The organism is Achromobacter sp. FW305-C-13, from assembly GCF_058783475.1.
The window spans coordinates 1323970-1349825 of sequence record NZ_JBYSYN010000002.1 but is presented as its reverse complement, the minus strand read 5'-3'; the positions used below and the strand labels follow the sequence as shown (position 1 = coordinate 1349825).

General features: G+C 66.9%; 24 protein-coding genes. 16 read left to right on the top strand and 8 right to left on the bottom strand.

Annotation, left to right across the window (positions count from 1 at the left end):
* Window positions 1–86 precede the first annotated feature (86 nt).
* Window positions 87–512: a hypothetical protein gene (locus AC3WMU_RS17565; protein WP_006222695.1), complete on the top strand. Its 426-nt coding sequence runs from the start codon at window positions 87–89 to the stop codon at window positions 510–512.
* Window positions 513–1705: 1193 nt separating this feature from the next.
* Here the strand turns inward: AC3WMU_RS17565 and AC3WMU_RS17560 are convergent.
* Both AC3WMU_RS17560 and AC3WMU_RS17555 read right to left on the bottom strand, forming a co-directional pair.
* Complete coding sequence (locus AC3WMU_RS17560) at window positions 1706–2587, bottom strand: dienelactone hydrolase family protein (RefSeq protein WP_006222694.1); 882 nt, start codon at window positions 2585–2587, stop codon at window positions 1706–1708.
* Window positions 2588–2650: 63 nt separating this feature from the next.
* Window positions 2651–6217: a DUF748 domain-containing protein gene (locus tag AC3WMU_RS17555; protein ID WP_492282745.1), complete on the bottom strand. Its 3567-nt coding sequence runs from the start codon at window positions 6215–6217 to the stop codon at window positions 2651–2653.
* A gap of 137 nt (window positions 6218–6354) precedes the next feature.
* On the opposite strand from AC3WMU_RS17555, the gene moaC reads away from it, so the two are divergent.
* The 5 genes from moaC to AC3WMU_RS17530 are packed head-to-tail and all read left to right on the top strand — an operon-like array spanning window position 6355 to window position 9296.
* On the top strand, window positions 6355–6843 hold the full coding sequence (gene moaC, locus AC3WMU_RS17550; RefSeq protein ID WP_280026611.1) for a cyclic pyranopterin monophosphate synthase MoaC: 489 nt from the start codon (window positions 6355–6357) through the stop codon (window positions 6841–6843).
* Complete coding sequence (locus AC3WMU_RS17545) at window positions 6824–7075, top strand: MoaD/ThiS family protein (RefSeq protein WP_006222691.1); 252 nt, start codon at window positions 6824–6826, stop codon at window positions 7073–7075. Before moaC ends, AC3WMU_RS17545 begins: the two co-directional genes overlap by 20 nt.
* Window positions 7076–7080: 5 nt before the next feature.
* Window positions 7081–7563, top strand: a complete 483-nt coding sequence (locus AC3WMU_RS17540) for a molybdenum cofactor biosynthesis protein MoaE (RefSeq protein WP_006222690.1) — start codon at window positions 7081–7083, stop codon at window positions 7561–7563.
* On the top strand, window positions 7560–8087 hold the full coding sequence (moaB, locus tag AC3WMU_RS17535; RefSeq protein WP_006222689.1) for a molybdenum cofactor biosynthesis protein B: 528 nt from the start codon (window positions 7560–7562) through the stop codon (window positions 8085–8087). The genes AC3WMU_RS17540 and moaB overlap by 4 nt, the downstream gene beginning before the upstream one ends.
* A gap of 3 nt (window positions 8088–8090) precedes the next feature.
* Window positions 8091–9296, top strand: a complete 1206-nt coding sequence (locus tag AC3WMU_RS17530; RefSeq protein ID WP_280026608.1) for a molybdopterin molybdotransferase MoeA — start codon at window positions 8091–8093, stop codon at window positions 9294–9296.
* On the opposite strand, the gene mobA is transcribed toward AC3WMU_RS17530, so the two are convergent.
* The 3 genes from mobA to AC3WMU_RS17515 are packed head-to-tail and all read right to left on the bottom strand — an operon-like array spanning window position 9281 to window position 12120.
* A complete protein-coding gene (gene mobA / locus AC3WMU_RS17525) occupies window positions 9281–9898 on the bottom strand; it encodes a molybdenum cofactor guanylyltransferase MobA (protein WP_492282744.1) in 618 nt (205 codons plus the stop codon). The two genes, AC3WMU_RS17530 and mobA, sit on opposite strands and share 16 nt — an antisense overlap.
* Window positions 9891–11006 carry a GTP 3',8-cyclase MoaA gene (moaA, locus tag AC3WMU_RS17520; protein WP_492282743.1) on the bottom strand — a complete coding sequence of 372 codons (1116 nt, stop codon included), beginning with the start codon at window positions 11004–11006 and terminating at the stop codon, window positions 9891–9893. The genes mobA and moaA overlap by 8 nt, the downstream gene beginning before the upstream one ends.
* 34 nt (window positions 11007–11040) lie before the next feature.
* Complete coding sequence (locus AC3WMU_RS17515; RefSeq protein WP_006222685.1) at window positions 11041–12120, bottom strand: substrate-binding domain-containing protein; 1080 nt, start codon at window positions 12118–12120, stop codon at window positions 11041–11043.
* A 158-nt stretch (window positions 12121–12278) separates the two neighbouring features.
* Between AC3WMU_RS17515 and AC3WMU_RS17510 the strand changes: the two genes are divergently transcribed.
* The 7 genes from AC3WMU_RS17510 (at window position 12279) to AC3WMU_RS17480 (ending at window position 21494) form a co-directional block, all read left to right on the top strand.
* Window positions 12279–12836, top strand: coding sequence for a formate dehydrogenase subunit gamma (locus tag AC3WMU_RS17510; RefSeq protein WP_006222684.1), 558 nt, complete (start codon window positions 12279–12281; stop codon window positions 12834–12836).
* On the top strand, window positions 12833–14413 hold the full coding sequence (locus AC3WMU_RS17505) for a formate dehydrogenase beta subunit (RefSeq protein ID WP_006222683.1): 1581 nt from the start codon (window positions 12833–12835) through the stop codon (window positions 14411–14413). Before AC3WMU_RS17510 ends, AC3WMU_RS17505 begins: the two co-directional genes overlap by 4 nt.
* A 15-nt stretch (window positions 14414–14428) precedes the next feature.
* Window positions 14429–17305: a formate dehydrogenase subunit alpha gene (gene fdhF / locus AC3WMU_RS17500; protein WP_492282742.1), complete on the top strand. Its 2877-nt coding sequence runs from the start codon at window positions 14429–14431 to the stop codon at window positions 17303–17305.
* Between the two features lie 31 nt (window positions 17306–17336).
* Entirely contained in the window at window positions 17337–18158 is an 822-nt protein-coding gene (fdhD, locus tag AC3WMU_RS17495; protein ID WP_006222681.1) for a formate dehydrogenase accessory sulfurtransferase FdhD, read from the top strand.
* Between the two features lie 18 nt (window positions 18159–18176).
* Window positions 18177–18434, top strand: a complete 258-nt coding sequence (locus AC3WMU_RS17490) for a formate dehydrogenase subunit delta (RefSeq protein ID WP_006222680.1) — start codon at window positions 18177–18179, stop codon at window positions 18432–18434.
* 116 nt (window positions 18435–18550) lie between these two features.
* On the top strand, window positions 18551–20218 hold the full coding sequence (locus AC3WMU_RS17485; RefSeq protein WP_315134309.1) for an OFA family MFS transporter: 1668 nt from the start codon (window positions 18551–18553) through the stop codon (window positions 20216–20218).
* Window positions 20219–20372: 154 nt separating this feature from the next.
* Complete coding sequence (locus AC3WMU_RS17480; RefSeq protein ID WP_492282741.1) at window positions 20373–21494, top strand: methyltransferase; 1122 nt, start codon at window positions 20373–20375, stop codon at window positions 21492–21494.
* Between the two features lie 71 nt (window positions 21495–21565).
* Here AC3WMU_RS17480 and AC3WMU_RS17475 read toward each other — a convergent pair whose 3' ends face one another.
* Genes AC3WMU_RS17475 through AC3WMU_RS17465 form a run of 3 tightly spaced genes read right to left on the bottom strand, consistent with a single transcriptional unit; the run spans window position 21566 to window position 23384 of the window.
* Window positions 21566–22258, bottom strand: coding sequence for a DUF1345 domain-containing protein (locus AC3WMU_RS17475; protein WP_006222677.1), 693 nt, complete (start codon window positions 22256–22258; stop codon window positions 21566–21568).
* A 29-nt stretch (window positions 22259–22287) separates the two neighbouring features.
* Window positions 22288–22812 carry a chromate transporter gene (locus AC3WMU_RS17470; RefSeq protein ID WP_006222676.1) on the bottom strand — a complete coding sequence of 175 codons (525 nt, stop codon included), beginning with the start codon at window positions 22810–22812 and terminating at the stop codon, window positions 22288–22290.
* The gene (locus AC3WMU_RS17465) at window positions 22809–23384 is read right to left on the bottom strand and encodes a chromate transporter (protein ID WP_424625136.1); all 576 of its coding nucleotides are present in this window, start codon (window positions 23382–23384) and stop codon (window positions 22809–22811) included. Before AC3WMU_RS17465 ends, AC3WMU_RS17470 begins: the two co-directional genes overlap by 4 nt.
* Window positions 23385–23524: 140 nt before the next feature.
* On the opposite strand from AC3WMU_RS17465, the gene AC3WMU_RS17460 reads away from it, so the two are divergent.
* The 3 genes from AC3WMU_RS17460 (at window position 23525) to AC3WMU_RS17450 (ending at window position 25844) form a co-directional block, all read left to right on the top strand.
* Window positions 23525–24445 carry a LysR family transcriptional regulator gene (locus AC3WMU_RS17460; protein ID WP_035212332.1) on the top strand — a complete coding sequence of 307 codons (921 nt, stop codon included), beginning with the start codon at window positions 23525–23527 and terminating at the stop codon, window positions 24443–24445.
* Window positions 24446–24490: 45 nt separating this feature from the next.
* Window positions 24491–25294, top strand: coding sequence for a glutamate racemase (murI, locus tag AC3WMU_RS17455; RefSeq protein WP_427958094.1), 804 nt, complete (start codon window positions 24491–24493; stop codon window positions 25292–25294).
* 124 nt (window positions 25295–25418) lie between these two features.
* On the top strand, window positions 25419–25844 hold the full coding sequence (locus AC3WMU_RS17450; protein WP_492282740.1) for a universal stress protein: 426 nt from the start codon (window positions 25419–25421) through the stop codon (window positions 25842–25844).
* Window positions 25845–25856: the final 12 nt, after the last annotated feature.

Sequence of the window (25856 nt, the reverse complement as noted above, 5' to 3'; positions counted from 1 at the left end):
AACGGCTGCTTGCCATAATGATGTAGTAACCCACGCCCGCCGCGCCCGCGTCGACCGGCGCGCGGGCATCAAGCGGAGATTCACCGATGCGCAAGATCTTGACTGGCCTGGCCTGGATCCTGGCCACCGCCGCCGCCCCGGCCTGGGCGGCCCCGGACGCGAACGAACAGGCCCAATACGATTCCTTCGTCGTCGCCGCAGGCGCATCCAACGGCGCCGCCCGCGCCTGCGGGGCGTCCGAACCCGACCTGGCCCAACACCAGGCGACCGCCAAGAAGAACCTGACGCAGTACGCGCAGGAATACGGGTTTTCTGCGAGCGGCTACGAGGCGCTTTATCAGAAGGGCTTGAGCGAAGGGAAGACCATGATGGACGAGATGAAACGGTCCGGCGTGGACGGCTGCCGGGGAGTCCTCGGGAGCTTTCAGAACGAGCGCGTGATCAGTTACGAGGATATGAAGAATGCGCTGGCTGAGGTGAGCGATGGGTTACCGGGGGAGAGTGCGCAGTAGTTTTTTGGTTGTTTTTTTGGTTGTTTTTAGCGTTGGAGGTTGGGTTCTTTAGACGCCCGGCGCGGCGGTGGCCCGGGGCGCGGGGGGCAACGATTGCGGTCCGAAGCCTTCGCTCCGGACTTCCCCCTTGTCATCCTCGTTGTTGCCTGCGGCAACTGCCTTCGGATTCCCTCGGGCTGATCGACGCCCCCCGCACCCCGGTCCACCGCCACGCCGGGCTCTGATAGTTGCAATCTGGCGTCAGCGGGGACGGACGGGGTTCTTGAGGTTCTTGCGCACGGTGGGGTGGGTGGGAAGATCTTGCGGTGCCCGCCCCCGGCCGGCCGCGCAGGCGGCCTTGGGGGGCTTACGCGGTGTCTTGCGTCGGGGCGGGGATCGCTTCGCGTGTGGGTGACTTGGGTTGCGTGCTGCTTTGCGCCGGCTTTGGCTTGGAAGATCTTGCGGGGCCGTCCCTTGTCGGCCGCGCGGGCGGCCTCGGGGACTTGGCGGTGTCTTGCGTCGTGAGGATGCTGATCGCATGGCACGTGTGGCCTGGCGCCGTCGTCAGCCATGATGGGTTGCGCGCGATGCACGTCACTATCCTGATGCCGGATGTGCCGCGCTCCACCCATCCTACGATATGAGAGGACGCGCACCACGTGTCAAGAGTAACGATTGGGTCGTCAGATGAGAGACCGTGCGGTATCGCCCGGCAGTCTCCCTCTTAGACGGGTGGCGCGCGGACGGGTCTGAATCAGCAAGCGGCTGCCCGCCGCGCGCCACCCGTCGCTCCACCTCCCCCCGTGTCTGCGGGGCCATCAGCAAACCGCTCCCCGCAAGCGCGCAAGCGACCACTGCCCCGACGCCCCACACCGCGTATGCCGACTGCAGCCGCCCGCGCGGCTGCAATCGGCGGGCAACGCCGCACTCGTCAGTCAGCCGAGACCTGACAGCGCCCCAGACCGAGACGGCGGCAGCTCGTCGGCGGTGTCGCCATGACGGCGCGCAACCTTGATGCGCCCGAGGGAATCCGAAGGGAGCCTAAGGCGGACGAGGATGACAACGGGGGAGTCCGGAGCGAAGGCTCCGGACCGCAATCGTGGGCGCGCGCCGTCATGGCGACACAGACGACGGGCGACCTACGAAGCCACCCCAGCCGCAAAAACTCCCTCCGCCGCCAAGATACCCGTCATCCACCGCCCGACAGCCTCCCCTCAGCCCAGGCCGTTTTGCTTGAACCAATCCAGCATCCGCGTCCACGCCTGCTCCGCTTCCGCCTTCCGATAAGACGGCCGATAATCCGCATGGAATGCGTGCGGCGCCTCCGGGTACACGTCGATTCTTGACGCCTTTGCCGGCGCCGGCCCCTTTGCCAGTTCGATCCGCATGCGGTCCACGTCGGTCAGCGGGATGCCGGCGTCTTTGCCGCCGTACGCCCCCAAGACCGGTGCCTTCAGCTCATTCACCAGGCTCAGCACCGACTTCGGCTTCAGCTCGCTGGGCTCGCCGCCCAATTGGCCGTAGAACGCCGCGCCGGCCTTGAGTTTCGGGTTGTGGGCGGCGTAGAGCCAGACCTGGCGGCCGCCCCAGCAGAAGCCTACGATGCCCAGCTTGTCCGCATCGCCGCCGTTGGCCGCCGCCCATTTGGCGGTGGCGTCCAGGTCGCCCTGGACTTGCGCATCAGGCACCTTGCCGATGATCTCGGCCTGCAGCTTCGGGATCTCGGTGTACTTCGACGGGTCGCCCTGGCGCGCGAACAATTCGGGCGCGATGGCCAGATAGCCCAGATGGGCCAACCGGCGGCACACGTCCTGGATGTACTCGTGCACGCCGAAAATCTCGGACACCACGATCACGGTCGGCAGATTCTTCTTGCCTTGCGGCGCGGCACGATAGGCGGGCATCTTGCCGTCCGTCGTGGGGATGTCGATCTTGCCGGCGGTGAGCCCCTTGGCGTCCGTGGCGATGGCGGTCTGGGCCACGGCGGGCCCGGCCGCAAGCGAGAAGCCCGCGGCGACCGTCGTGGCGATGAAGCCTCGACGGTCCAGCCGCAGCGGCGGCAACAGGCTGTCGAAGTGCGCGTCCTGATCTTTCATCGAAAATCTCCTGGCAAAAGCGGGGCCGGGGACGCAACGCGTACCCCTGGCGGCCCGCCGGGTTCACTTCAGGGAGAAGTCCACGCGCGAGGGTTGCCCCTCGTCCTTGATGCCGTCCGCGTCCAGCTGCGGCGCAACGATGAACACACGGTCCGCGAGTCCTTCCTGGGCTTGCAACTTCTCATACACCGCCTGTGCGCGTGCATCGGCCAGTTGGCGCAACTGCTCGTCGCCCACCGGCGCCACGCTGCGCAGCATGGCTTCCATCTGATCCGCCGGCACGGACTTGGCCATGCCGATGAAATTGCGTGGTTTGTCCTTGATGTCGGCGTCGTCATAGACGTCTTCCAGGTACTTGGCCCGCTCGGCGGCAGACACCTTCACGCCCGCCGCATCCGGCTTCTTGCCGCGCGGCGTGGTGGCCGCGGCCTTGGCGGCGCGGATCTGGCCTTCGACCCAGGCTTGGCGCAGGCCTTCCATATCGGTCTTGGGATCGGCGCGGCCGCTGATGTCCATCTTCAGCGCCGGACGGTCCGTCAGCGCCTTGGTCAGCGTGTCGATGCGCTGCTGCGAATCTTCGGTCAGCACCGCGCTGCCCGGCTTGAACTCGACGTAGGACAGTTCTTCGCCGCCGCCGAAGGCCGAGGCCAGCAGGCTGAACGGCGACGTCACGGCCTTGACCACCAGGTTCAGCAGCACGCGCACGACGATGCCGCCCACCGAGAATTCGGGGTCGTCCAGCGAACCCGAGATCGGCAGGTTGATGTCGATGTTGCCGCGCGAGTCCTTCAACAGCGCCACGGCCAGCAGCACCGGCAACTTGGTGGCGTCCGGGCTGTTGGTCTTGTCGCCAAAGGTCAGCTGGTTCAGCACCACGTGGTTGGATGCCTGCAGCGCGCGGTCCTTGATCTTGTATTCCAGGTCCACCGAGAGCTTGCCGCGCTTGATCGGATAACCCACGTACTTGGCCGAGTACGTGTTGAAGCGCGGCAGGTCCACGCCCTTGGCCGAGGCCTTCAGGTCCAGCGTCAGGAACTTGGCGAACGGCTGCACGATGCCGCTGATGGACAGCGGCGCCGTGGTGTAGACGCGGCCCGTGACCTTGACCTTGGCCGGTTGGGGATTGGTGGACGACACCGCCGTGATCGCACCTTCGATCGCAGACAGTTCGGCCACGTAATTGGGTTTGACGAAGCGGTCGGTGAAGGTCATGCGGCCGCGCGACAAGGTGACCCTGTTGACCGAGATATCCGGCATGCCCGCGCCTGCGCTGCCTTTCGCGGCAGGAGCCGGCGCTGGCGCCGCGGCCTGACGGCCCGGCGTCTGCGTGTCCTGCGTAATGGAGCCGCCGGCCTGCCCGGGCGCGGCCACCAGGTCCATGACGTTCAGGCGGCCTTGTGCATTCAGCAGGATGCGGCCGTAGAAGTCTTCCAGCGCGATGTCGCCCAGCTTGGCGCCGATCTTGTCGCCCGCGACCGAGATGTCCATGCCGGAAAAACCCAGCCGCTTCCAGTTCAGGAAGTCGTCGTTGTTCACCTTGTCTTGCAGGTCGACGCCCGTGACCTCGACGCCGCCCTTCCAGTTGACCTTCATCGGCGCGCCGCCGGCTGCGGCGGTGAAGGCCACGTCGCCCTTGGCGCCCAGCGTAATGGCGCGCACGGTGGCGTTCAGGCTGGAGGCCGCATAAGGCGCGAACGTCGCGACATTAAGCTCGGACAGGTCCACCGACGATTTCAGCGTCAGCGGTTGCGGCGTGAACATGCCTTTCAGGTCCAGCTTGCCGTTGCCCTGGATGCCCGAAGCGGCCAGGGTGAAGTTGCTTTGCCCCGGCCCCATCGCCAGCCGGTCGGCAGTGACGTGCAGGCTCTGCAGCGCGACGTCCAGCGCAGGCTTGAGCGATTCGTCGCGCGCCTTGAACTGCGTCAGGTCGGCCTGCACGGCCGTGGCGGAGGCGTCCACCGCGCCGTTCTTCTCCAGCACGTGCACCTGGGCGGAGGCGCCCAGACGGCCGTCCAGCAGCACGATCGGGGCCGCACTGCGCACGGCCGGCGCCAAGGGCGCCAGGGCCACGTTGCCCAGCCGCACGCCCAGTTCCAGCGACAAGGGCTTCAGGACCAGCGGCCCCTTTGCGCGGATCCAGCCCCCATCGGTACTGTTGTCGACCGTCAGCCACAGGTTGACGGGCTGGTCCTGGACCTCGGGGATCGCGACGCCTTCGATGGTCACGGCCATGCCGGTCATGACGTAGTCCAGCTTGCTGATCGCATCCGTGATGTAGAGCTCGCCCTCGTGCAGGTTGAAGGCGTCCAGCGTGACCTTCCATTCCTCGGGCGCCGCGGGCGGCGGAGGGGCGGCGGTGTCCGTGCCCGATGCGGCGGGCGCGGCGGGTGCGCCTGTTGTGGCGGTGTCGGGTTTGGCCGGATCGGACGTCGCGGCACCCGGCTTGGCAGGGTCCGGCTTTGGGGCATCCACCTTGGCGACCTCGGTCTTTGGCGCCACCTTCAATCCGACGTCCCGCTTCAACTTGTCGGCCACGGGCGTCTCGTTGGGCGCCACGCCGCCCAGTTCCTTCAGCTTGGCCACCACGTCCTGCCAGTTCAAGTGCTGGTTGGCGTAGCGGCGCACGTGGATCTGCGGCGCCCACAGGCCCACTTCGCCCACATATACCTGGCGCGCGATCGGCTCCAGTTCCAGTCGGGTGACGGTCAGGGCGCTCCAGGCGGCCAGGCCTTCGCCTGCCGTGTCGCGCAGATCGAAGCGACGCAGCCCCAGGTCGCCCACCACGCGGATCTTGGGCGCGGCGTCCTTGGGCTGCTCGAACACGACTTGCAGGTTGGAATCCAGCAGCGCGCTTTCCAGCTTGAAGGGCAGCGGCATCGGCCAGACGTCGGCCCACTTTTCCAGTTGCAGGCCGTTGAACGCGACGCGCAAGGTCGACGACGGCACCTTGTCGAACGGGCGCGCCACGCCGGTCAGGTCGAACGGGCTGCCGTTGATGCGCAGGTGCAGCCGGGGCTGCACATCGATATCGGTGGCGTAGCCGAAGTTCGAGATGAACGGCACGCCGACGCCCAGCTCGTCCACCACCTGCTTGCGGCCGGTGACCTTGTCGTCCAGCGTGATGCTGCCGCCCTCGATCACCATGTTGTTCAGGGAAAAGCGCGGCAGGCCCTCGTCCGGCTTGGGCGGGTCGTCGGGCTTGGCGGCCGACATTTCGGCCACGCGTTGCTGTATGTCAGAGAAATTGAATCGCGTGACGTCTTCTCGGACGATGGCGATGTTAGGCTGGCGCAGCGTCAAACGATCGACAACCGGCGCGAACCAGAACAGGGAGCTCCAGGCGGCGCTGGCATCCAGTTCGGCCAGCGTCAGCAATGGCGTCTGCGAGCCGGGTTGGGCTATCGCCAGGTCGCGGGCGCGGACGGTCAGGGTGAACGGATTGAAGGTGATCTTGCCGACGGAAACCTCGCGGCCGATCATCTTGGCCACATCCCCGGTCAGGACGTTTTGCAGCACTTTTGGGACTTGCCATGCGGCAATGCCGCAAAGAATCAGCGCGACCGCAACGATGCCCAGAAGAATCTTGCCGGCGCGCCGGGTAAACCGAAGCTTTGGGCTCCGCAAGGGCATCGCGAGTCTCCTGATACGAGTTGAAGGCGATTATCGCGCCCCGGTTAGCGCTCGTCTATCATAGGCGTAACAGCGGGCCCTCCCGGCCAGCCGGGACCGCTCTTTTCAAACATTAACAATTCTCGATCCCGATTCCCATGCCACCATCCACCCCCACCTTGAGCCACCTGGATGAAGCCGGCCAGGTCCGCATGGTCGACGTCATTGCCAAGACGGATTCCGAACGCGTCGCGATCGCGACCGCCAGCGTGCGCATGAATGCGGTGGCCTACGGCCTGTTGACCCAGCCGGGCCAGGGCAAAGGCGAAGTGCTCAATACCGCGCGCGTCGCCGCCGTCCTGGCCGCCAAGCGCTGCGCCGAGCTGATTCCGCTGTGCCACAGCCTGCCGCTGGCGTTCGTGGGCGTCGACTTCTCGCTGGACGACGCCGCCCACCGCATCGACATCCTGGCCACCTGCCGCACCAGCTACAAAACGGGCGTCGAAATGGAAGCCATGATGGCGTGCAGCGTGGCCGCGCTGACGATCTACGACATGTGCAAGGCCGCGGACAAAGGCATCGTGGTCGAACAAGTACGCCTTAAGTACAAGGCGGGAGGAAAAAGCGGTGAATGGCGCAACGATTGATCTCCTGTACTTCGCCCGCGTGGCCGAACTGGTCGGCAAGCGCGCGGAAAGCTGGCCCCTGGACGGCGAGTCCACGGGTGCGCAACTGCTGGCCGCGCTGGGTGAACGCTACCCCCAGCTGGAACCCGCCAGCCGCCTGAAACTGGCCATCAACCAGACCCACTCCAAACCGACGGCCCCGATCCGCCCTGGCGACGAGGTCGCGGTGTTCGAACCCGTCACCGGAGGGTGAACGCCATGATCAGCGTCCAGGAAGCCGATTTCGACGGCGCCGCGCTGACCGCCGAGCTGCGCGAACGCGCGGGGGCCGGCGTGGGCGGCATCGTCACCTTCGTGGGGTATGTGCGCGACTATGCGCCCGACTCGCCCACGGAAACGCTCTTTCTAGAGCACTACCCCGGGATGTGCGAGCGCGAGCTTGAAACCATCGCCGAAACCGCGCGGGCGCGCTGGAACCTGGACGGCACAGTGATCGTGCACCGGGTCGGCGCCTTGTCCCGCAACGCCCAGATCGTGTTCGTGGCTGCGGCCAGCGCGCACCGCGGCGACGCTTTCCGCGGCTGCGAATACATCATCGACGCGCTCAAGACCCGCGCGCCCTTCTGGAAGCGCGAAACGCTCTCGGGCGGCAGCAGCTTCTGGGTCGAACAACGCCAATCCGACCAGGACCGCACGGATGCCTGGGATGAAGACTCTGCTTCAAAGAAGGAACACCCATGAGCGAAGAAATCCCCGTTCCCGTGTCGCTGGCCTGCGCTGTACTGACCATCAGCGACACCCGCAGCGCCGGGGACGACACCTCTGGCAACCTGCTTGCCCATAGCCTGGCGCACGCGGGCCACCAGTGCGTGCGCCGCGACATCGTCCGCGACGACATCTATCAGATCCGCCGCGTCATCAGCGACTGGATTGCCGACCCCGAAGTGCAGATCATCCTGACGACGGGCGGCACGGGCTTTTCGCATCGCGACCATACGCCGGAAGCCATCCTGCCGCTGCTGGACCGCGAAATACCCGGCTTCGGCGAGTTGTTCCGCCAGATTTCCTACACCGAGATCGGCAGCTCCACCATCCAGTCGCGCGCGTTTGCGGGATCGGCCAACCAGACGCTGATCTTCTGCCTGCCTGGTTCCAACAATGCCTGCGAAACGGCCTGGGCGCAGATCCTGCGCGAGCAGCTCGACAGCGGCCACCGGCCGTGCAATTTCGCCACGCATTTCAAGCCCAAACAAGAAGACCACTGACCCATGCTGGATTTTGACCAAGCCCAGACCCTGCTGGCCAATGCCGCAGGGCCGTTGCAGCGCCATGAAGACATCGGCCTGAACGACGCCGCCGGCCGCGTGCTGGCGGCTGACCTAACCGCCACCGTGGACATTCCGCCGGCCGACAACAGCGCCATGGACGGCTACGCCCTGCGCGTGGCCGACTGGCGTGCGGGCGGCCGACTGCCCATCCAGCAACGGTGCTATGCGGGCGACGTGCCCGAACCGCTCAAACCCGGCCACGCGATCCGCCTGTTCACCGGCAGCCTGCTGCCGGACGGCGCCGACACCGTGGTCATGCAGGAAGACACCGTCGAAGCCGACAACCAGGTGGAGATCACACGCCAGCCCGCGCCCAACCAGCACATCCGCCGCCGCGGCGAAGACACGATGACCGGCACGCCGCTGTTGCCCGCCGGCACGGTGCTGCAAGCCGCGCATGTGGCGCTGCTGGCCTCGCAAGGGCTTGCCCGCGTGTCCGTGGTGGCCCAGTTGCGCGTCGGCATCCTGACGACCGGCGACGAACTGGTGCCGCCGGGCACGCCCCGCGCGCCCGAACAGATCTATAACTCGAACGGCCCGATGCTGGCGGCGCTGGTGCGCGGCCTGGGCGCCCTGCCCGTGCACGTGCTGCATGCGCGCGATACCGAAGCGGATCTGCTGGCGGCGTTCAAGACGCTCTTGGCCGATTGCGACCTGGTGCTGAGCGTGGGCGGCGTGTCGGTCGGCGAACGCGATCTGGTCAAGCCGGCCCTGGCTACGCTGGGCGGTGAACTGTCGCTATGGAAGGTGCGCATGAAACCGGGCAAGCCGGTGGCGCTGGCGCAGATCGGCGGCAAGCCGGTCGTCAGCCTGCCGGGCAATCCGGTGTCGGCGTATGCCGTGTTCGCGATGCTGGTGTCGCCGCTCGTGCGGCGCATGCAGGGCCGCGACGAGATCTTCCCGCCGATCAGCCTCCTGCCCCTGCGCACGGAACATCCGCGCCAGGACAGCCGCGAGGAATTCCTGCGCGTCCAGCGCCGCGTGGCCGACGACGGCAGCGGCGAACTGGTGGCCTACGGCCATCAGGGCTCAGGCGTGATCAGTTCGATGCCGTGGGCGACGGGCCTGGCCCGCCTGCCCGCCGATGTGCAGGTCAACGACATGGACCGCGTGCCCTACTACGACCTGCGTCACTGGCTGGCGTAGCGTTCGGCCACGGCCAGCTCTTCGGGCGTATTGACGTTCATGAAAGCGTCGGGCGCGTCGTCAAAGCGTGCCTCGACGCCGCCCGCCCGAGCCTGCCACAGGCCCACCTTACGGTCGCCCCCCCGCAGATAGGCCCGCAAATCCGGCAGCAGCGCCGTACGCACCGCCATGCAGGCGCTGTGGCGCTGGCCGTTGGCGGCGGCATACGCCAGCGGCGCCTGGGCCGATTCGGCCGAGCCGATCAGCCGCGCGGCCAGATCAGCCGGCAGGAATGGCGTATCGCAAGGCACGACCACCAGCCAGTCGTCTTGGGCGGCAGCGGCAAGCCCCGCCGCGATGCCCAGCAGCGGCCCCTGGAAGGCCCCAAGCTCGGGTTCGCCGTCTTCGACCACCTGTCCGTATTGCGCGTACTGGGCCTGATGACGGTTGGCGCTGATGATCAGCCGGCCCACCTGCGGGGCCAAACGGCGCGCCACGTGCGCCACCATCGGCTGCCCGTGCAGCAGCACCAGGCCCTTGTCTTGCTGGTTCATGCGTGCGCCTTGGCCGCCCGCCAGGATCAGGCCGGCGACGCCTGCGTGCGTTGATGCGGCGTCAACCACCGATATAGCTCATTTCGACTTTGCGGCCCGGGTCCGGCTGCGGAGCCGCCGCGTTGCGGCCGCGCAGTTCGGAGTAGTGGTCGTTACGGGCGCCCCAGATGCCAGACACGATGCCGGCCAGTTCGGCGTCGCTTGCACCTTCCCGCAGCGGCGCGCGCAAGTCGTACCCTTCATGCGCGAACAGGCACAGGAAGAGCTTGCCTTCCGGCGACAGGCGCGCGCGGGTACAGCCGCCGCAGAACGCGTGGGTGACGCTGGAGATGACGCCGATTTCGCCGCCGCCGTCCCGGTAGCGCCAGCGTTCGGCCACGCGGCCCATTTCACCGCTTTGCACCGGTTCCAGCGGATGCACGGCGCCGATGCGGTCCAGCACTTCCTGGCTGGGCACCACTTCAGCGAGGTTCCAACCGTTGCTGTTGCCCACATCCATGTACTCGATGAAACGCAGGATATGGCCGCTGTGGCGGAAGTGTTCGGCCATGGGCAGGATCTGCCCGTCGTTCAGGCCGCGCCGCACCACCATGTTGACCTTCACGGGCGCCAGCCCCGCGCTGGCGGCAGCATTGATGCCGTGCAGCACGTCGTCCGGCGTGAAGCCGCTGTCGCTCATGTCCTGGAACATGGCGGCGTCCAGCGCGTCCAGGCTGACGGTGACGCGCGTCAGGCCGGCCGCCTTCAAGGCGGCGGCCTTGCGCGCCAGCACGCTGCCGTTGGTCGTCAGGGTCAGGTCCAGCGGACGGCCGTCGGGCGTGCGCAACTGGGCCAGTTGGCCCACGAGGTTTTCGATGTGCTTGCGCAGCAGCGGTTCACCGCCGGTCAGGCGGATCTTTTCCACGCCCAGCTGCGTAAAGATGCCAGCCAGCCGGCTGATCTCTTCAAACGACAGCAAGTCCGAATGCGGCATGAAGGTGTAGCTGCTGTCGAACACTTCGCGCGGCATGCAGTAGGTGCAGCGGAAGTTGCAGCGGTCCGTGACCGAGATCCGCAGGTCGCGCAGCGGACGCGCGCGCAAGTCCAGCGCGGGCTGCCCGGCCGGCGGCAATTCGCCGGGTGCGGGCCAGGCCGCGCGGTCGGACCGGCGGTCGGCAAGGAAAATCACTTTGCTCATGGGGTCATCATATCCCGGCAGCGGCTTGAAGCCCCTACGCGAACGCCTCTTCCAAGGTTTGTAACCGCCCGGTATCTCGGGCGTCGTAGCCGACCAACTGGCCGACATAGCCCACGTAATCGGGGCTGCGCATGATGGACAGCAGATCCTGCATGGCGGGCGTCTCCAACGACGACTTGCGGATGGCGAAGAAATAGCGCTCGCGCACCAGGGGAATGAAATCCAGGCCGAAGCGGCAAGCGGCCGTCTCCACCCCCACGCCCGTGTCCGCCATGCCGCTGGCGATGTGCGCGGCAATGGCCATATGGGTGAACTCGTTGGTTTCGTAGCCCTGGACCTCGCCGATCGACACGCCGGCGCGCTGCAGCATCAGGCCCACCAGATAGCGGGTGCTGGAGCCGATCTGGCGGTTCACGAAACGGACGTCCGGGCGCGCCAGGTCCGCCATGCCGCGGATCTGCTTGGGGTTGCCGGCGGTGACGAAGAGACCCGTATTGCGCACGGCCAGATGGATGAGCACGTATTCGTCCGCATGCAGCCACTGCGCATAGCGCTCCATGATGGGCGATTCGAAGTCGCCCAGCGGCACCTGGAACCCCGCAAGGTCGCACTCATGGCGCTCCAGCGAGGCCAGCGCCTCGATCGCGGTGCGGTAGCGCAGTTCCAGCCCGGGCTTGCGGCCGCTCATGTGCTGCATCAGCGATTCCACGGCGAAGCCATGGCTGGCGTGCAGCCGCAGGTGCGGGCCGCTTTCGGGCAGCAAGCGCTCCAGTTCTTCCTGCAATTCCGAGGCCATGCTGTCCAGCGTGGGCATCAGCCGCGCCTCGATGCGGCGATTGGCCCACAGCAGGCGCTGCGCGAACGGCGCCAACTGCGTTCCCTGGCGCCGATTGGTGATCAGAAGCTGGGTGCCGAAGATGCCTTCGAAACGGCGCAGCACGCCCCAGGCATGCCGGTAAGACAGGCCGCACGCCCGACAAGCGCCGGCGATGTTGCCCGTGGCGTCGATCGCGGCCAGCAAGGCCAGCATGTCTTGCAATGGCACCGGCGCGGCATCGTCGTCGCCGCCCAAGGTCCATTGCGCCCGTAGGCCGATCCGGAACTTATATGTCATTTATTTCTTATTGAAGGCGATGAAGTACGAGGCTAGAGTACACAAATAATGCGGTGGACGGGTTCTTTTTATGTTCTAAAAAGCATATTAAAACTCACAAAACGCCACCCGACACAACGACCCCGACGAGGGGCCCAGCACTACTGGAGGAGACCACCGTGCATCAGCGCGAGGCAAAATCCGACTTGGCGTCCAGCGGCGGAGCGCGGGGCGGCAAACTGGCCCTGGACGCGGCCCAGGCATCGCCCACCCCCGCCATTGCGGCCACCGCCCGCATCGTGGCACGGCTGAAAGACCTGCCCGGCCCCTTGCTGCCGGTCCTGCATGAGGTCCAGCATGAATTGGGCTGTATTCCGGCCGAGGCGGTGCAAACCATCGCCGAGGCCCTGAACCTGTCCCGCGCCGAAGTCCACGGCGTCATCACCTTCTACCCGCACTTCCGCAGCGAACCGGCCGCGCGCCATACGCTTGAAGTCTGCCGCGCCGAATCCTGTCAGGCCATGGGCGGCGAACACCTTGCTGCCCATGCGCGCACCAAGCTGGGCTGCGATTTCCACGCCAGCACCGCGGACGGGAATTTCACGCTGGAACCCGTGTATTGCCTGGGCCTGTGCGCGCAATCTCCCGCCGTGATGATCGACGGCCAGCCGCATGCCCGGGTCACGCCCGACAAGCTGGACCGGCTGCTGACCCGCACGCTGGAGGCTTCGTCATGAGCGCCCCCGTCATCATCTACGTGCCGCGCGACGCCGCGGCGCTGGCCATGGACGCCGACGTGGTGGCGCGCGATATCGAACGCATCGCCGATGAGCGCGGCCTGTCCGTGCAAGTGGTGCGCAATGGGTCGCGCGGGCTGCTGTGGCTGGAACCCCTGGTGGAGATCGCCACGCCGGACGGACGCGTGGCCTACGGCCCGGTCGCGCCCGAAGACGTGCCTGCGCTGTTCGATGCCGGCTGGCTGACGGGCGGCGCGCATGCGCTGCACCTTGGCCTGACCGAAGACATCCCATACCTGAAACACCAGGAACGGCTGACCTTCGCCCGCGTCGGCGTGATCGATCCCCTGTCCTTGCAGGATTACGCCGCGCACGGCGGCCTGGCGGGGCTGAAGCGGGCGCTGGCGATGGAACCGGCGCAGATCGTCGAAGAAATGGTCACCTCGGGCCTGCGCGGCCGCGGTGGCGCGGCGTTTCCTACCGGCATCAAATGGAAGACGGTGGCCGGGTCGCCCAGCGACCAGAAATACATCGTCTGCAACGCCGACGAAGGCGATTCGGGCACCTTTGCCGACCGCCTGCTGATGGAAGGCGACCCCTATGTGCTGATCGAGGGCATGACCATTGCCGGCCTGGCGGTGGGCGCGACCTACGGCTACATCTACGTGCGCTCGGAGTATCCGCATGCCATCGCCACGCTGGAGGCCGCCATTGCGCGGGCGCGCAGCGTTGGCTGGCTGGGCCGCGACGTGCATGGCAGCGGCCGCCAGTTCGACCTGGAAGTGCGCACGGGCGCGGGCGCCTATATCTGCGGCGAGGAAACCTCCCTGCTGGAAAGCCTGGAAGGCAAACGCGGCGTGGTGCGCGCCAAGCCGCCGTTGCCCGCCATCTCGGGCCTGTTCGGCAAGCCCACCGTCATCAACAACGTGATCTCGCTGGCCACGGTGCCGATCATCATGGCCAAGGGCGCGGCGTACTACCGCGACTACGGCGTGGGCCGTTCGCACGGCACGCTGCCCTTCCAGCTGGCCGGCAACTTGAAACAAGGCGGGTTGGTGGAAAAGGCTTTCGGGCTGAGCCTGCGTGACCTGCTCTATGAATTCGGCGGCGGCAGCGCTTCGGGGCGCCCCTTGCGCGCCGTGCAGGTGGGCGGCCCCTTGGGCGCCTATCTGCCGGAATCGCAATGGGACGTGCCGCTGGACTACGAAGCCTATATCCAGATTTCGGCCATGATCGGCCACGGCGGGCTGGTGGCGTTTGACGACACCGTCGACATGGCGCGCATGGCGCGCTATGCCATGGAATTCTGTGCGATCGAATCCTGCGGCAAATGCACGCCCTGCCGCATCGGTTCCACGCGCGGCGTCGAAACCATCGACAAGATCGCGGCCGGCGGCGCCGACACGAAACAGCGCGAACAGCAGGTCCACCTGCTGCGCGATCTGTGCGACACGATGATGGGCGGTTCGCTGTGCGCGCTGGGGGGCATGGCGCCCTACCCGGTGCTGTCCGCGCTGAACCACTTTCCGCAGGACTTCGGCATCGAGTCCTCGCAGTCTGCCGCGCACGCGGCCTGAACCCGAGAGACCGACATGCTAGAAACCGTCATCAAACGCGACCGCGACCTGGGCACGCCCGAACGCGTCTCGGAAAAAACCGTCACCCTGACCATCGACGGCCAGGAAATCAGCGTCGCCGAGGGCACGTCTCTGATGCGCGCCGCCGCCGAGGCCGGCATCAACATCCCCAAGCTGTGCGCCACCGACAGCCTGGAACCGTTCGGTTCCTGCCGGCTTTGCCTGGTGCAGATCGAAGGCCGCCGCGGCTATCCGGCCTCGTGCACCACCCCGGCCGAAAACGGCATGGTGGTGTACACCGAAACGCCCAAGCTGCACGACCTGCGCCGCGGCGTCATGGAGCTGTACATCTCGGACCATCCGCTGGACTGCCTGACCTGCCCGGCCAACGGCGACTGCGAACTGCAGGACATGGCTGGCGTGGTGGGCCTGCGCAATGTGCGCTACGGCTACGACGGCGCCAACCACCTGAAGGCCAAGACCGACGACTCCAACCCCTACTTCAGCTACGACGCGTCCAAGTGCATCGTCTGCAACCGGTGCGTCCGCGCCTGCGAAGAAACGCAGGGCACGTTTGCGCTGACGATTTCGGGCAAGGGCTTCGAGTCGCGCGTGTCGCCGGGGCAGGACCAGCCGTTCCTGGACAGCGAATGCGTGTCCTGCGGCGCGTGCGTGCAGGCCTGTCCGACCTCTACCCTGCAGGAAAAGACCGTCATCATGATGGGCCAGGCCGAGCACTCAGTTGTGACCACCTGCGCCTACTGCGGCGTGGGCTGCGGGTTCAAGGCCGAAATGAAGGGCCAGGAAGTCGTGCGCATGGTGCCGTGGAAAGACGGTCAGGCCAACCGCGGGCATTCCTGCGTGAAGGGCCGCTTCGCCTGGGGCTACGCGACGCACAAGGAACGCGTGCTCAAGCCCATGATCCGCAAGCACATCACCGATTCCTGGAAGGAAGTGTCCTGGGACGAGGCGATCAACTACGCGGCGTCCGAATTCCGCCGCATCCAAAGCCAGTACGGCCGCGACGCGGTGGGCGGCATCACGTCATCGCGCTGCACCAACGAAGAGACCTGGCTGGTGCAGAAGCTGGTGCGGGCGGCGTTCGGCACCAATAACGTCGACACCTGCGCGCGGGTGTGCCATTCGCCCACCGGCTACGGCCTGAAACAGACACTGGGCGAATCCGCCGGCACGCAGACCTTCGATTCGGTCATGCATACCGACGTCGTCATCGTGATGGGCGCCAACCCCAGCAGCGGCCACCCGGTGTTCGCATCGCGCCTGAAGCGCCGGCTGCGCCAGGGTGCGCGCCTGATCGTGATCGATCCGCGCCGCATCGAGCTGGTAAGCTCGCCGCACATCAAGGCCGACTTCCACCTGCAGGTACGCCCCGGCACCAACACGGCGCTGCTGTCGTCGCTGGCGCACGTGATCGCCACGGAAGGGTTGATCGATGAGGCCTTCGTGGCCGAACGCTGCGAGACCAAGGCGTTCAACGAATGGCGCGACTTCGTGTCGCTGCCCGAGAATTCGCCCGAAGCCATGGAAGAGATCACCGGCGTGCCGGCGCAGGCCGTGCGCGGCGCGGCGCGCCTGTTCGCCACCGGCGGCAACGGGTCCATCTACTACGGCCTGGGCGTGACCGAACACAGCCAGGGGTCCACCACCGTGATGGGTATCGCCAACCTGGCGATGGCCACCGGCAACATCGGCCGCGAGGGCGTGGGCGTGAACCCGCTGCGTGGGCAGAACAACGTGCAGGGCTCGTGCGACATGGGTTCGTTCCCGCACGAACTGCCCGGCTACCGGCACATCTCTGACAACGTGGTGCGCGCCCAGTTCGAAAAGGATTGGGGCGTGACGCTACAGCCCGAACCCGGCCTGCGCATTCCGAACATGTTCGAAGCCGCGCTGGGCGGCTCGTTCAAGGGCCTGTACTGCCAGGGCGAAGACATTGTGCAGTCCGACCCCAACACGCAGCACGTGGCGGCGTCCCTGGCGGCGATGGAGTGCATCGTCGTGCAGGACCTGTTCCTGAACGAGACCGCCAAGTACGCGCACGTGTTCCTGCCGGGCTCGTCGTTCCTGGAAAAGGACGGCACCTTCACCAATGCCGAACGCCGCATCTCCCGCGTGCGCAAGGTGATGGAACCCAAGAACGGCAAGTCGGACTGGGAAGTGACGGTAGCGTTGTCGAACGCGCTGGGCTACCCCATGAACTACAAGCACCCGCGCGAGATCATGGAAGAGATCGCCCGGCTGACGCCGACGTTCTCGGGCGTCAGCTACGAGAAGCTGGACAAGCTGGGCAGCCTGCAGTGGCCCTGCAACGACAATGCGCCGGCAGGCACGCCCATCATGCACATCGACGCCTTCGTGCGCGGCAAGGGCAAGTTCATGATCACCAAGTACGTGCCCACCGACGAACGCAGCACGCGGCGCTTTCCGCTGCTGTTGACCACGGGCCGCATCCTGTCGCAATACAACGTGGGCGCGCAGACCCGACGCACGCCAAACGTCATGTGGCATGGCGAAGACGTCTTGGAACTGCATCCGCAGGATGCCGAAGACCGGGGCGTGGCAGAAGGCGATTGGGTGGGCATCCAGAGCCGCGCGGGCGAAACCGTGCTGCGTGCGACGCTGACCGACCGGGTGCAGCCGGGCGTGGTATACACCACGTTCCACTTTCCCGAGTCCGGCGCCAACGTCGTCACGACGGACGCCTCCGACTGGGCGACCAACTGCCCCGAATACAAGGTGACGGCCGTGCAGGTCACGCGCGTCTCCCAGCCATCGGAATGGCAGCGCCAATGGTCGCGCTTTGCCGACATCCAGCAAAAGCTGCTGCGCGAGCGATCGCGCGAAAGCGAAGCGGCGCTGACCGGGAAGTAACCCCCTGCCGGCCACGACCGCCCTGGATGCCATGACCACGCCCCCGTCCTCCCGCCCCGATTGCACGCAGACCCAGGTCAAGCGCGTGCGGGGCGGCGCTATCGCCCCCGCCGCCGAAACCGACTTCGTCGCCGAGGAAACTCCCGTGGCGCTGGAATTCAACGGCATCAGCCACGCCACGATGCTGGCCACGCCTGCCGACCTGGAAGACTTCGCCGTGGGCTTCGCCCTGTCGGAAGGCATCATCGACGGCGTCAGCGACGTGCGCGGCATCGACCTGCTGCCGCAATGCGACGGCATCGTGATCCAGCTGGAAATCTCCAGCGCCTGCGAGGTGCGGCTGAAGACGCGACGCCGCGCCATGGCCGGACGCACGGGCTGCGGCTTGTGCGGCGTGGAAACGCTGCCGGAAGTGCTGCGGCCCGTGGCGCCGGTAACGAACGGAGCGCCCGTGCGCATCGCCTCGGTGCTGGCGGCCATGCGCGACATGCGCGCCCGCCAGGCGCTGCACGACATCACGGGCGCCACCCATGCGGCGGGTTGGGCCGGCGCCGACGGCGCCGTGGCCCTGGTGCGCGAAGACGTGGGCCGGCACAACGCGCTGGACAAGCTTGTCGGCGCGCTGGCGCGCCAGGCCATGCACGCCGGCGACGGCATCGTGCTCGTGTCCAGCCGGGCCAGCTTTGAAATGGTGCAGAAGACGGCGGCCGCCGGCGTGGCGGTGCTGGCGGCGGTATCCGCCCCCACGGCGCTGGCCATCCGCCTGGCGCGCGACGCCAATGTCAGCCTGGTGGGCTTTTTGCGCAACGACGACGCCACGCTCTATTCCCACCCCGACCGACTCATCCCCTGAACCGGACCCCGACACGCAATGGAAATCGGCAACCTCATCCGCATGGCCAACCGCATCGGCCAGTTCTTCGACGCCATGCCGGACCGGCACGAAGCACTGGAAGGCGTGGCCAACCATATCCACAAGTTTTGGGAACCCCGCATGCGCAACGAGCTGCTGGGGTTCCTGGAGCAACGCCCCGACGGCGATGCCGGCGAAGAACAGTTGCATCCCCTGGTGCTGGACGCGGTGACGCAAAACCGCCAGCGCCTGACGCCCGCGCCCCGCGTGGGATAGCCGGGAACCACCGCTTTACCGCAGTCAGCAAGCAGTGACGGATTCAAAAAGAGGCCGCGCCACCGTTTCAGTTCCGGTCGGCGCGCGCTATAAAGCCGCACCCCTGAGGAGACGACATGGAAAGCACCGCCACCCTGGACCTGCCCGGCTCAAGGCCGGGTTTTTTTGACAAAGAACGCACCATCGCCGGCCCGGGATTCTCGCGCTGGCTCGTGCCGCCGGCCGCCCTGGCCATCCATTTGTGCATCGGCATGGCCTACGGCTTTTCGGTCTTCTGGCTGCCGCTGTCCAAGATGGTGGGCGGCGCCAAGCCGCTGGCCTGCCCGGCGGACATGAGCCTGGCCGCCGAGCTGTTCACGACCAGCTGCGACTGGAAGATTTCGACCATGGGGTGGATGTACACCCTGTTCTTCGTGCTGCTGGGCTGCTCGGCCGCGCTGTGGGGTGGCTGGCTGGAACGCGCGGGCCCCCGCAAGGCCGGCGTGGTGTCGGCCCTGTGCTGGTGCGGCGGCCTGGTCATCTCGGCGATCGGCGTGTATCTGCACCAGATGTGGATGCTGTGGCTGGGGTCCGGCGTCATCGGCGGCATCGGGCTGGGGCTGGGCTATATCTCGCCCGTCAGCACGCTCATCAAATGGTTTCCTGACCGTCGCGGCATGGCAACCGGCATGGCCATCATGGGCTTCGGCGGCGGCGCGATGATCGGCGCCCCGCTTGCCGACCTGCTGATGCGCCACTTCGCCACGCCGACCTCGCCGGGGGTCTGGCAGACCTTCCTGACGATGGCGGTGGTGTACTTCATCTTCATGATGTCCGGCGCGCTGGGTTACCGCGTGCCGCCCACGGGCTGGAAGCCGGAAGGCTGGACGGCCCCGGCCAAGCAGGCCAACAACGCGATGATCACCAAGGGCCACGTCCACGTGAAGCGCGTCTGGGGCGTGCCGCAGTTCTGGCTGGTGTGGCTGGTGCTGTGCCTGAACGTGACGGCGGGCATCGGCATCCTGGGCATGGCGTCGCCCTTGCTGCAAGAGGTGTTCGGCGGCGGCCTGATCAACAAGCCGGAGCTGGGCTTTGCCCAATTGGACAAGGATCAGCTGGCCGCCATCGCCGCCATCGCAGCGGGCTTCACCGGCCTGCTCAGCCTGTTCAACATCGGCGGCCGCTTCTTCTGGGCAAGCCTGTCCGATAAGCTGGGGCGCAAGACGACCTACCTGATCTTCCTGGTCCTGGGCTTCGTCCTGTATTCCGCCATCCCGTGGACCGCGCACATCGGCGCCCTGGCGCTGTTCGTGGCGGCGTTCTGCGTGATCCTGTCCATGTACGGCGGCGGGTTCGCCACGGTGCCGGCCTACCTGGCCGACCTGTTCGGCACGCAGATGGTGGGCGCCATCCACGGCCGCCTGCTGACGGCATGGTCGGCGGCGGGCATCTTCGGCCCCGTGCTGGTGAACTACATCCGCGAATACCAGCTGTCGATCGGCGTGCCGCGCGCGCAGGTCTACGACATCACCATGTACATCCTGGCGGGCATGCTGGTCGTGGGCTTCCTGTGCAACCTGGCGATCCGGCCGGTGAACCCGAAGTACTTCATGACCGACGAGGAACTCGCGCAGGAAAAAGCGCTGGCGCACGAACGCGCGGCTGCCGCCGAAACCCATGGGGTCGGCACCTCCACGTTCCGCACGCCGGTTGCCCTGGTGCTCTTCGCCTGGGCTTGCGTAGGCATTCCGCTGGCCTGGGGCATCTGGATCACGCTGCAGAAGGCGGTCGTCCTGTTCCACTAGAAGCCGGTCTGACCGCGCGGCGCCTTGGGGCCTCCTGAGGCGCCGGGCAACGTCCAAGGGCGCGAAACTGCTACATTGGCAGCCCGCGCCCTTTCTTTTTATCTCTTCTGCCCATGATCCTGCCCCGTCCCCCCGTCTTTACCGGAGCGCCGTATTGACCGCCCCTGAATTGCACTGGGAAGAAAACAATGTCCCCCATTCCGCCCGCTGGCGCTCTGAAACCGGCGCAACGCCGCCCAAGCGCGTGGTGGTGGTGGACGACACCCTGACCGCGGACATGGCCTATCGCCAGGCCTGCGAAGGCGTGGGCCTGCTGTGGCGCGGCGACTTCCAGAACGCCCGCCTGCTGCTGCAGGCGATGACCCGGCGCGTGGACAAGCGTCCCCGCAAACCCGTGGAAACCTTGCTGGAAGCATTCAACCAGCACCGCCAGATCCAGTCGCAGCGCGCCCGTATCCTGGGCATGCTGCTGATTCCGTTCGACGCCGGCCACGGCATTTCGCTGCGCCGCGCGCCTGATGCCCGCCAAGCCTGCGAAGAAGTCCACGGCCCGGCTGACGAGCCCTATGTGGCCTCGCTGCGCGAATTGCTGGGCCTGATTGGCGCCTTTGAATGGCGCAAAAAGGGCGTGGAGATTCCCGCCCTGAACAACCGCATCCATCCGCACTACGGCGTGTTTTCCCCGCTGCGCGGCGAATACGTGGAATTGGTGGCCAACACCCCGATGCCGCGCGGCGGCGTCGCCTTCGACATCGGCACCGGCACCGGCGTGCTGGCCGCGGTGATCGCGCGCCGCGGCGGCAAGCGCGTCATCGCCACCGACCAGGATCCGCGCGCGCTGGCTTGCGCCCGTGAAAACCTGGAACGCCTGGGCCTGGCCAAGCAGGCCGACGTGGTCGAAGCCGACCTGTTTCCCGAAGGCCGGGTATCGCTGATCGTCTGCAACCCGCCGTGGTTGCCCGCCCGCCCCAGCTCGCCCGTCGAGCATGCCGTCTATGACCCCGACAGCCGCATGCTGCGTGGTTTCCTGAACGGCCTGACCGCCCACCTGACGCCTAACGGCGAAGGCTGGCTGATCCTGTCGGACCTGGCCGAGCACCTGGGCCTGCGCACCCGCGAACAGTTGATGGAAATGATCGAGACGGCCGGGCTGCGCGTCATCGAACGCATCGACACCCGCCCCACGCACGCCCGCGCCAAGGACCCGAGTGACCCGCTGTACGCGGCACGCTCGAAGGAAGTCACGTCCTTGTGGAGATTGGGCGCCGCCGCCTGATCACTGCGAGGCGCGCCGCGCAAGCGGTATGAAAAAAGCGGACCCGAAAGATTCTCGGGTCCGCTTTTTTTTTAGGCTTTTCCGGCTGCCACGTTCACGCTGATCGCGATGATGAACACGTTGAAAAAGAACGCGATCACGCTGTGCATCAGCGCCATGCGGCGCACGCGCCGGTTGACGATCTGCACGTCCGACACCTGGAACGTCATCCCCAGCACCAGCGCGAAATACGCGAAATCCCAGTAGTCGGGTTCTTGCGTGCCAGGAAAATCCAGGCCCTTGTGCGTGCCCGAGCGGTGGCCGTAATAGCCATGCGCGTAATGCAGGGCGAAGATCATGTTCATGTACAGCCACGACAGCACGATGGTGGCGGCCGCGGCCAGCATGTCCACCACGCCGCCCGCATTGCTTTCGCCGCGCAGTTCCACCCACAGCGCCACCATCACCATGCAGGACAGCGCCACGCTGCTCCACAGCACGCCCATGCGCCCCACGTCCTGCTGCTTGGCATGCACGCGCATGGACGCCGGGCTGGCCTGGCCGAACGCGCGGGCCGTCACCACCAGGAACACCAGCGCAGCCGCATCGAAGCCCAGCAGCAGCGCCAGGCTGGGCGAGCGGCCCAGCACGTAGGCGACGCCGCCCGCCACCACGAACAGCAGGCCGCACAGCACCAGCCGCCGGTGCGCATGGAAGAAGGGCAGGCTTTCGACGGACGCCGCGGGGTCTTCGGCTTGCGGATCGTCCGGAATGGGCTTCGTCATGGGGACTCCTACGCGGCAAGAGTCCTACGCTAACCGATCGCCAGCAAACCCACCAGCGCGCCGCCGAACAGCAGCCACAACGGATGAATGCGCGTGGCGCTGCCCAGCAACGCCACCACGGCGGTGATCGCCCCCAGCAGCCAGCTGTGCACCGAAGCCTCGGTGATCAACGCGGCGCTGGCCGCAACCAACCCGACGGTCATCGGGAAAATGCCGGCCTGGATGACGCCGCGCCACGGGCGGTCCTTGAACCGCTCCCACAAGCCCAGCGCCAGAATGGTGATAAGGGACGACGGGCCGAACTTGGCGATGGTCGTCACCAGCATGCCCCACCCGCCCGCCACATGCCAGCCGACCAGCGTGACCACCATCAGGTTGGGGCCGGGCGCGGCCTGGCCCAACGCGAACAGGGCGGAAAAGTCCGCGGCCGTCATCCAGCCGTGCACGTCCACGACCTGGCGCTGCATTTCGGGCAGGATGGTGTTGCCGCCGCCAAACGCCAGCACCGACAGCTGGGAGAAGATCAGGGCCAGCGAGATCAGGGTCTGGATCATCGACGTTGCCTCCAGACCAGCAGGATGCTCAGCGGCGTCAGCACCGCCATCGTCGGCAGCAGCGGAATGCGCAGCACGGCGATCGCCACGAAACAGAGCGTGGCCACCACGCCGCCCAGCCAGTCGCGGCGCTTGATCACGGGCACCCCGATCTTGACCGCCATCGAAATCAGCAAGCCCGCGGCCGCCGCCGCCAGGCCGGCGAACAGATGCTGGATGTGGGGATCGTTCTGGAACCGGTCGTACACCATGCCCAGCAGAATGACGATGGCGGACGGCGCCAGGATCAGGCCCATCAGCGCGGCGAACGCGCCCCGGGGGCCGCGGAACTTCATGCCGAGCGCCACCGACAGGTTGATGATGTTGCCGCCCGGCAGGAACTGGCACAGTCCCAGCAGATCGGTGAATTCGGACCCGCTCAGCCAGCGGTGCTTTTCGACCACCATGCGGCGCGCCAGGGGCAGTGCGCCGCCGAACGCCGTCAGGCCAAGCATCAGGAAACCGTAGAACAACTGCCCGCAAGTGGGGGGAGGCCGATGATCGGCCTCGGAGGTGGAAAGTGCTGCATTCATGTTGTTATGGCCGGTCCGGGGACCGGTGGGCGAAGGCCGGCGCGTCGCCGCGCCAATAGAAAGATAACGAGATGGCAGCCTACTCTTCGCCTCAGATAATGTCTAATATATGACTACTTAACCAATCATATTCATCGCATATGGCATCAGTTGATCTGCGTCTTTTGCGCTACTTCCTGGCCGTGGCCGAGGAATCCCATCTGACCAAGGCCGCGGCCCGGCTGGGCATCCGCCAGCCGCCGCTCAGCCAGCAGATCCGCGTGCTGGAGCAGGAACTGGGCGTGACGCTCTTTCACCGCTTGCCGCGCGGCATGGAGCTCACCGAAAGCGGCCGGGCACTGGTCGACGACGCGCGCAACATCATCGCGCTGGTGGACCAGGCAGTAGACGGGGTCCGCCGCGTCTCGCAAGGCGAAGCCGGCCGGCTGACGGTTGGTTTCACCGGGTCGGCGGCGTTCCATCCCTTCGTGCCGACGGTCATTCGGCGATTCCGCGAAAGCGCGCCCAACGTGCGGCTGGTGCTTGAGGAAAGCAGCACCGGCGAACTGCGCGAAGCCGTCAGCGAAGGCCGGGTAGACGTGGCGTTCATCCGGGGCTCGTACGGACCCGGCCCGGGCGTGGTCGAGGAAACCGTGCTGGAAGAAACCATGCTGGCGGCGTTTCCGGCGGACCATCCGGCGGTCAAGGGCCGCACGCGGCGGCACATCGCGCTGTCCGAGCTGGCCGAGGAGTCCCTGATCCTGTACCGCCGCCACAGCGGCCCCGGGCTGTACGACGCCATCATCACGGCGTGCAGTGCATCCGGCTTCAGCCCCCGCATCGCGCAGGAGGCGCCGCGCATGCTGTCCACGCTGAGCCTGGTGGCGGCCGGGCTGGGCGTGTCACTGGTGCCCGCATCGCTGCGCCGCGTGAACATCGAAGGCGTCGTGTACGTCAGCGTGACCGATCCGGTCGAGCTGCGCGCCCCGCTGAACCTGATCTGGCGCGACGCGCCACAATCCGGCGCCACCCGCAAGCTGATCGAAGAGGTACGCCGCCACCGCGAGCAACAAGCGAACTAGGGCCGGCGCTACACTGCCCGGCATCCGCATCCCGCACTTCCGACCATGTTTTCCGAATCCCCTATCGGCATCTACGACTCCGGCGTCGGCGGCCTGAGCGTGCTGCGCGCTATCCGCGACGCGCTGCCCCATGAATCGCTGCTGTACGTGGCCGACTCGGCCCATGTGCCTTACGGCGAAAAAACACAGGCCTTCGTCGAGCAACGCGCCCAGGCGCTGACCGATTATTTCGTGTCGCGCCAGGCCAAGGCCGTGGTGGTGGCGTGCAACACCGCCACCGCCGCCGCCATCGCGCCATTGCGGCGCCGCCACCCCGACCTGATCATCATCGGCGTGGAGCCCGCCATCAAGCCCGCCGCCCACCTGACGCACAGCGGCGTCGTGGGCGTGTTCGCCACCACCGGCACCCTGGCCAGCCCCAAATTCGCCACGCTGGTCCAACGCGAAGCGCCCGAAGTGCGCATCCTGCTGCGGCCGTGCCCCGAGTGGGTCACGCTGGTCGAACAAGGCGAACTGTCAGGCCCTCGGGTTGAGGCTGCCGTGCGCGCCCCTGTCGCAGAACTGCGCGCGGCTGGCGCCGATGTGCTGGTGCTGGGCTGCACCCATTTCCCGTTCTTGCGCGACGCGATCCAGGCGGCCGCCGGCCCCGGCGTTCCCTTGCTGGAAACCGGTACCCCCGTGGCGCGCTGGCTGCGGCACCAGTTGCAGGAACGCGGCCTGCTGCGCGAGGCTGGCCCGGGCGAACTGCGGCTGGAGACCACCGGTAGCGCGCCGGCGCTGGCGACGCTGGCCAGCCGCCTGCTGGGCACGACGCTGGAGGCGGCGGCCACGCCCGAGCGCTGGCGCTGACCCGGCACTGGCAACAGGCGGGCGGGTTGATCCGGCGCATGACCGGGCGGGCAAAACAGGCGAATAATTCGAATACAGTAGAAGCCACCGCCTCCCGCGGCTCGCACACAATAAGGAGACGACGATGAAACGCATCCTGATTCCCGTGGATGGCTCGCAACCCGCCATCCACGCCGTCCAGGCCATGTTGACGGCACGCACCTATGACCCGGTCGAACGCGTAGACCTGCTCAGCGTCCAGATCCCCCTGAAATCCGGAAAGATCGGCCGCGGCCTGTCGCAAGCCGAGATCGACGCCTATTACCAGGACGAGGGCCGCGCCGCGCTGGACGAAGCCAGCCGCCTGTTGTCGCAGGCCGGCGTGCCCTTCGAGGCGCGCGTCGAGGTCGGCGCCGCCGCCGACACCGTCGCCCGCATCGCCGACGAAACGGGCGCGGATGAGATCTACATGGGCTCGCGCGGCCTGGGTTCGGTCTCGTCGCTGTTCATGGGATCCGTCGCCACCCGCGTCCTGCACCTGACGGAATTGCCCGTCACGCTGGTCAAGTAACGCATCAAGGAG